Source organism: Kitasatospora sp. MY 5-36, assembly GCF_001182915.1.
Classification (GTDB): domain Bacteria; phylum Actinomycetota; class Actinomycetes; order Streptomycetales; family Streptomycetaceae; genus Kitasatospora.
In genome coordinates, this window is the sequence record NZ_LFVW01001356.1 from 1 (window position 1) to 782 (window position 782).

At 77.9% G+C, this 782-nt stretch carries 1 protein-coding gene; it reads right to left on the reverse strand.

Annotated features, from left to right (window positions below; all coding sequences use genetic code 11):
• The coding region (locus AE652_RS42415; RefSeq protein ID WP_049661597.1) for a tetratricopeptide repeat protein at positions 1 to 782 on the reverse strand (782 nt) is incomplete at both ends.

The window sequence follows — 782 nt, forward strand, 5'->3', positions numbered from 1 at the left end:
GCCCGGCCGCCGCCACCGCCTCCTCGCCGCGGCCGACGGCGCGCAGCGACTCGGCGAGCCGCAGCAGCGTACGGCCGGTGCGGCGCCGGTCGTCCGGCCGCAGCAGGGCCAGGGCGTTGCGGTGGTGGCGCAGGGCCTGCTCGTACTCGCCGCGGTCGTGGGCGATCGTCCCCAACGAGTCCAGGGCGAGCGCCTGGAGTTCGTGGTCGGCGAGCTCGTGGCAGATCAGCAGGGACTGGTCGACGACGCGCACCGCCGCCTCGGACCGGCCGAGCCCGGTGAACGCGCCCGCCAGGTTGAGCAGTTCGGCCGCCACCGAGCGCCGGTCGCCGAGCCGCTCCCACACCGAGATCGCCGCCGTGAAGCCGTCGACGGCGTCGCCCGGCCGGCCGACCTGGGCGAACAGGGCGGCCAGCGAGGCGTGGGCCAGGGCGAGCAGCGGCCCCGGCAGGTCGTGGGCGGTGCACAGGTCGCGGGCCCTGAACAGCTCGGCGAGGGCCGCGGGTTCGGAGCCGACCTCGGTCAGCAGCCGTCCGAGCACCAGCCGGGCCCTGACCTCGCCCGTCCGGTCGCCCGCGCGGACGGCGGCGTGGAGCAGCACCTTGGCCGCGTGCCCGAGCGGCCGGGCGGCCTGGCCGGTCTCGCACAACAGGACGTAGCCGAGCAGCAGTTCGGCTGCCAGGTCGAGCCGGGGCGGCTCGGGGAGGGCGGCGTACTGGCCGACCAGCGCGCCGATGCCGCGGTAGTCGCCGCGGCCGTGGGCCGCCGCCGTACCGCAGCCG